The following is a 6,379-nucleotide window of genomic DNA, read 5'->3' as shown; positions in this document are numbered from 1 at the left end:
CAAGGCCTTTATCGCCAAGCAGCTTTCGGGATTTGTCACCCCCAAGCTGATGGGCAAACTCAATATCCTGGTTGGCATTGTTTTGATTTTCTTTGGTAGCAAATTGGTAAAGTTTGCCTGGGACAAACATGCATTGATGGGGTGAAAGACTCAATGAAAACGTAGTCAGTTATCCCACCTCCACATCAAAAGCCCCGTTCACAATCCTTCCATCGATTTTGACCTGCACCCAAATCCTGTAATTTCCAGGTTGTGGAAAGGAATAAGGAAAGCTGACCATGCTGTGGTCCTCATGTTCGGGATCATTTTGTTCCAAATGGACCATATTGCCCATCAAAAGGCTATCTCTTTCGGCCTCAGGCAAGCTGTTAAATACTTCGATAACCTGATCGATGCTGTCTTGGAAACTCAGTCCCGTCGGCAAATTTTGGAAGCCTATTTTGCCGGATTCAAACCGCTCGAGCAACATCTGCTGCGAACCCATGGAATAATTTCCGGTAGGGTGGAGATGGATATAGACTGATCCATCATGTTTCAATACCACCGCATGACCCATCATCCCAAGATAAGGTTCTAGTTTTGCAGGATTTCCTTCCGGATCAAAAAGCGCAAAGTCCAGGTTATAAAGTGTTCCGGTCTCAAATTTTTCTCCATCGGTTTCCCATACGGCCGAGTACCCGTCCGGCAGATCGGTTTTGATACCCGGTTTGCCACATACCATGATATCTCCATCCAAAGTGGTCTTTTTGCCTGAAATAGGATTGGAAAAAGTATAAGTATCATCCCGTCCCAAGATTGTTTCAGTATTTGATATAAGTTGGAAATTTGAATTTTCAGGAATGGAAAAATCCGAAACAATTGTTTCTGAAAACCCGGTGTACCTCGTGATGTCTGCATAGACATGGTAATCCCCCGCAGGGATTACAGGTAGTTTTACCTGGAAATTCAAAGAGTCAATCCGCTCAGGATGCAGGTGTGCAAACACATCCAAATCCCCTTTTCTGATCAAAAACAAATGCATCAACTTGCCATGGTCGGGTACGATGAAACTGAGTTTTCGTGTGGTTTTGCCTTGGCTGAGTGTATTGGTATCTATTTCAAGGTGGAGGTAATTCCCATCAGTTTCAGGATGAATTTTTGATTTTGCTTCGATCGGCTTGAAAAGGAAATTGTCATACTTCTCTGATTCAGAATCCCACCAAGTCTTTCCTCCCCAAAGGACCAACATCATGATCAATGACCCGATGGCGATGCCGTATTTCCTTCTTTTGTATGCAGTGGGATTCCTTTCATTGCCCGGATCGCTGATGCTGTCGCTCATAGCAGATGAAATGATGGTAACCATCAGGATTACCAAGAATATCCCTAAAATAGTCAAGGGAATACCCAATTCGGAGGTCATGGAATTTTTGGCGGTAGGCCATGCCATGACAGGAACGACCGCTTCAAAAGTTTCCCCATTGGCTTGCATGATTACCTGCACACTTGAAGTTCCTGAATTCATAAACCACAATTCCCCTTCATATTTACCCGGTTCTCCTGCTACCGCTACCATTGGGTCGGCTTTAGGTGTGCCTTTCAGACCTGCCGACCAATACACAGGGCGGACTTCCAAAGTGATATTTTCGGGATTTTCAGGAAGGATGATGGTCACCCTCGCAATTCCCGGGACGACTTCGGCAGGGATGATGTTGGCAAGGATCCGGTAAGGGCCTAAAAGACCTTCATAGATGACTCCGGGACTTCCGATATGGCTGCTTGAAGTACACCAAAGCAGAATAAGAAAAGGCAAAAGGATTCTTTTTTTCATGTCCTATCGCTTCACCTGCTTCATCCAATTGCCCCAAGAAAGCCCAACTCTTGAAGTCAGGATGCCTATACCCACAGCTATCGCTAAGCCTTTGATCAAATCCCAACCCTCAGTAGCGGAATAGAATTGGAACCTGAATTCGTAATCCGGATTGGCAAAATAGGGCCAAGAGAACCTGCCAAAGAACCAACCTCTTCCGATTTCAGAAATCAACACCTCAGAAAAATACCATTGGGCGGGAGTGAAAAAAAGGACAAATATCAAAGACAGGATTACTGCCAAAAGCCATTTATTCGAATTCCTCCATTTTTCAACGGCAAAGTCAATGACTATAGCAGGAACAATCAATAAGATGGGGAAATGAAAAGGTTGGAACCGTGTGATGTAATTGAAAACAGGACTCAACTTGGGTTCAGCCGGAAACAAAGGCATGATCCACACCATAGCTGCCATGACAAAGGTATAAATCAAGGCCATTTTGGTAGCGCCATATTTATAGGGAGAAGCAAAAGAGATCGAAATCAAAAACAAAGGAAACATCAATGCTGCCACCTGATAAGTCAAAACCTCATGCAGCATATTCAAAAAGAAATATTCAGACACCAAGGTATAAACCATTACCAATAAAAAACCGGAAGACAGGGCATACATCCATTGGAGGTGGGACTTGGTGCGGGGATCCATTTTTTCTCCCAATTTATTTTGGGCAGCGATCACGGAAATCATTGCCCCGAATTGGATCATCATCATTCCCAAACCCAAAAGAGCATGAGGAGGAGAAAGGATCTTCACATCAAGGCCGTAGGTATTGTGCCACCAATCATCAAAAGGGGCGGAGGTCAACATCGCAAAAGCTCCCCATACACAAAACATGGCTCCAAGCGATCCATGAAAAATCCCCCAAAATTTAATGTTTTGGGACTTTTCTTCCTTGGATCCCCAAAAGCTTGTCTTCAAAACTTTGATTCCTGAAAACACCCCTGCAATCACCGCACCCAAATAAATCAAAATATGGGGCGGAGAAAAAAGGCCATCCCTGCCCACACTCATGTGCCAAGAGATATCCCATTGTAATCCAACGGCAATACATAAGGAAGCAAAAACAGTCGCATAGACATAAGTAGGAATCACACGGGTAACCGTGGTGGTTTGGGATTGTACTGACTCTGTGAGGGTCGTGGAAGTGAAATTGTGGTTCATATGACGCTGATTTTGGCAATCAATTTAAATACAATCGGTTTTAGAAGAAAACATTTATCAGTTTAAATTATTTACCTGTCAACTGCCAACTGCGACTGCTAACTTCGACTGCCAACTGCGACTGAATACTGACCACTATTCTCTTATTCCCGGTCTGTAAGTATACCTCGCGTTTTTCAGTACGTCCTCCCGATAAAAGCTGACATCTTTGAATTCACCTTTGCTGTACCTTTCGGCTTGGTCGACAAAGTGCGGGGAAAATGGATTGCCGCTTTGGCCGCCTGCAAGCAGGCTTTTTGCTTTGACTTTAGGTCCGAATTCGACCACGGCCACAAAGCTGTTGCCGACATTACCGTACCATTTCTTGGTATTGGGATAAGGTCGACTTCCGTAGGCTGCCAAGGAACCCCAAAAGGAGGAATTGTATCCGATCGGCAGACTCGGAAAGCTATCATCAAATCGCCCCTGAATGTCATTGGTGATGCGCTGAAATCTATTGACTTCTCCCCAAGCGATATTCCAAGTCCCAAAATCCTCCTCAAGCCTTTCGATGGCTTTTTCCAAAGCTTCCAGTTTGGTCTTGTCGGAAGTTCCTTTGACTAGAAAATCAAATAAATAAGCATCCCAAGGCATATCAACTTCCCTAGGTGCTTGGACAAGGGCAGTTGCCCAAAATACAGCCAAGGTAGTTCCTACGGATTCTTTGCCTGTATTTCTATCCCAAGTTTGGAGAACTTCCATCGGGGCTTTGAGTTTTGCTTTTATTTCCGCACCATTTGGCAGGCGGTCATAAGCTTCTTGCAAAGCAGGAATCAGAGGCTCAAAAGCCATCAATCTTGGATCATAGGCTGTCTGGATGAGGGATTCAAGGGTAAAGTCTTGCTGTCCTGTCAATACCCTGACGGCATTGAGTCCGCGGGCATTTTCTAGATCCCATGCCATGTAGGGAGGATAATTTTCCCTTTTCGGAGAAAAAGGTCCTGCTGCTGTAAAGGGATCAGAATTACAGTTTTGAATCCATCCGTTTTCCGGATTTTCGATCAAAAGCATCTCATCGACTTCGTGTAGCCCTTTCCAATCGGTAGCAGGATTGCTTCCGTCCACGGTATTTCTCCAATCAAACTTGGGATCTCTCTTTGGGATGAAATTACCGTGATAATAGACAATGTTACCATCTCGGTCTGCATAGACGGTATTGTTGGAGGAGTTGGTTTTGAGGTCCATGGTGGCCTTGAACTCCTCATGGTTTTTTGTTTTGGTTCGGGTAAATGACTGCGTCAATGCCTTCTCCCTTTCCACCATCAACGCAATGGCGATCCATTTTTCGTTATCCTTCTTGATGACTGGTCCGTGGTGACTGTAATAAGCGGTGATGGAGTGCTCTTTAATTTGATATCCTTCTTTGTATTTGAGTTTGATTTGCTTTTCAGTCAGGGGAAGCCATTTTTTACCAAAGAGGTAATAGTACTTTCCTTTTCGATTTTCCACTGTCAGTGCAAAATGGTCTATTGCATCGGCTTTGCTTGAAGTGTGCATCCATCCATTGTATTCATTGAAACCCTGGTAAATAAAAAACTGTCCCCAAGTCACCGCACCGTAGGCATTGAGACCTTCTTCACTGACCATATGTACTTCCGGTCTGAAATAGAAGGACGTGTGGGGATTGATCAGCAGCAGGGCATTTCCACTTTTGCTTAGCTTAGGTGCTATCGCAAAGCCATTACTTCCTTTGGGTTCTTCCTGCCATTTGAGTTCTTCCTGCCAGTCTATCGGGTCAGAAGGAATCTCTAAGAGCAATTTGTCCTCATAAAAAGCCTTGAGTTGGTTGGTAGAAATGGTTTCTATATCTCCTCCGATACTTCCTTCACTGAATGCCAAAGCCATCCAAGGTTCAAATTTTGTAAGCAGTTTTGGTTTGACCTCAGGGTGGGAGTGGAGGTAATAATTGATACCATCAGCCCATGCATTCATCAATTCTTTGAGCCAAGCCGGGGAATTTTGGTATTCTGATTTTAAGACTTCCTCATCAATATACAGTTTCATCCTAAAATCACTGAACAGCATATCAATGCCTTCCACTTCTGCCATTCTTCCCAATGCATTGATGTAATTGACCTCGACTCTGTTGAAATCGTCTTCACATTGGGCATAGACCATTCCAAAAACCGCATCAGCATCAGTTTTTCCATAAATATGAGGAATGCCCCATTGGTCTCTGATGATTTCGGTACTTTGTGCTCTAAGCTGCCAATTTGAAACTTCATTTTGGGCGAAAGAATTAAAGTAAAACCCAAAAAGGGCAATAATTAAGAGTGATTTTTTTATCATACCTGAATAAGGGTAAATATTTCTAATTTGAATAAATGTTTGGGACATTATTTGTTTTTGCCAAAGGCTTTATCAATATATAGCATGTGGAAAGGAAGTGCCTCTGTCCAATATTGCCAAGTATGGGCACCCGGTCTCTCGGTATATTCGTGAGGAGTTTGGTTTTGAAGAAGCAATTGATGGATTTGCCTATTGGTTTCCAACAAAAAATCATCCACCCCACAATCGATAATTAAGGAAATCCCATTGGTTTTCATTTTTTCTACCAGACCTACCACCGTGTACTCAGTGTAGGGGGAATCATAATTGATTTCCCCCAACATTGCTTTTTGACCTGAAAGCCTAAGGTTTCTGAATTCATCACCAACTTTCCACATCCTGGTATCAATATTCATCACGCCACTCATGCTGCCTGCAGCTATGAATAATTCCGGGTGTTTGGCACTGAGCATCAAAGAACCATGACCTCCCATTGATAAACCTGTGATGGCACGTGATTTTCGATCATTTATAGTTCTATAGTTGCTGTCGATAAATGGGATGAGTTCTTTGATGAAATAGGTTTCGTACTTAACAGAATCAAGCAAGGGACTGTCGTAGTAATAGGACGCAGGCCCAACGCCCGGAGTGACGATGATTACCCCATATTGATTGGCCAGATTTGCCAAAAGGTTAGGTTCTGTGGTTTTCTTGTGCCAATCCGAAAAACTTCCCGATCCACCATGGAGCAAGTAAACAGTTGGATAGGATTTTTTATTTTGATCGTATCCCTCAGGCTTGACGACTGCGGCTTTGAGGGATTTGTTCATTGCTTTGCTGAATACTTCAATGGTATCTACTTGAGAAAACAGAGGATTTAGAAAAAGGAGGCAAATCCAAACCGTAAAGGAAATTCTTTTGATCATGATATTGATAGGTTTTTTGAAAAGTACTCTGATGAAAAACCAAATCAAAAAAGTTTTACACGAAAAGTAAGATAAAAATAAAACAGAGCGTCAAAATAGAAAAAGCGTCAAGAAAGTTTTTTACATTCCTGACGCT

General features: G+C 43.1%; 4 protein-coding genes. All 4 read right to left on the bottom strand.

Annotated elements, in window-relative coordinates:
• Nucleotides 1-169 precede the first annotated feature (169 nt).
• The 4 genes from ACZFYI_RS13705 to ACZFYI_RS13690 all read right to left on the bottom strand — a co-directional run bounded on the left by ACZFYI_RS13705 (nucleotide 170) and on the right by ACZFYI_RS13690 (nucleotide 6,243).
• Nucleotides 170-1,810, bottom strand: coding sequence for a hypothetical protein (locus ACZFYI_RS13705; RefSeq protein ID WP_462524693.1), 1,641 nt, complete (start codon nucleotides 1,808-1,810; stop codon nucleotides 170-172).
• Nucleotides 1,811-1,813: 3 nt separating this feature from the next.
• Nucleotides 1,814-3,010 (bottom strand): hypothetical protein, encoded by a 1,197-nt coding sequence (locus ACZFYI_RS13700; protein ID WP_462524692.1) that lies wholly within the window; start codon nucleotides 3,008-3,010, stop codon nucleotides 1,814-1,816.
• 135 nt (nucleotides 3,011-3,145) lie between these two features.
• Nucleotides 3,146-5,338 (bottom strand): acylase, encoded by a 2,193-nt coding sequence (locus tag ACZFYI_RS13695; RefSeq protein ID WP_462524691.1) that lies wholly within the window; start codon nucleotides 5,336-5,338, stop codon nucleotides 3,146-3,148.
• 47 nt (nucleotides 5,339-5,385) lie between these two features.
• Nucleotides 5,386-6,243, bottom strand: a complete 858-nt coding sequence (locus ACZFYI_RS13690; RefSeq protein WP_462524690.1) for an alpha/beta hydrolase — start codon at nucleotides 6,241-6,243, stop codon at nucleotides 5,386-5,388.
• Nucleotides 6,244-6,379 lie beyond the last annotated feature (136 nt).

The sequence above is a fragment of the Aquiflexum sp. genome (assembly GCF_977115555.1).
This window is presented reverse-complemented; position numbering and strand designations above follow the sequence as displayed.

What these genes read in the sequence shown, in the direction of transcription:
- ACZFYI_RS13690 (WP_462524690.1), bottom strand. Translation starts at nt 6,243, where the DNA reads ATGATCAAAAGAATTTCCTTTACGGTTTGGATTTGCCTCCTTTTTCTA.
- ACZFYI_RS13705 (WP_462524693.1), bottom strand. Translation starts at nt 1,810, where the DNA reads ATGAAAAAAAGAATCCTTTTGCCTTTTCTTATTCTGCTTTGGTGTACT.
- ACZFYI_RS13695 (WP_462524691.1), bottom strand. Translation starts at nt 5,338, where the DNA reads ATGATAAAAAAATCACTCTTAATTATTGCCCTTTTTGGGTTTTACTTT.
- ACZFYI_RS13700 (WP_462524692.1), bottom strand. Translation starts at nt 3,010, where the DNA reads ATGAACCACAATTTCACTTCCACGACCCTCACAGAGTCAGTACAATCC.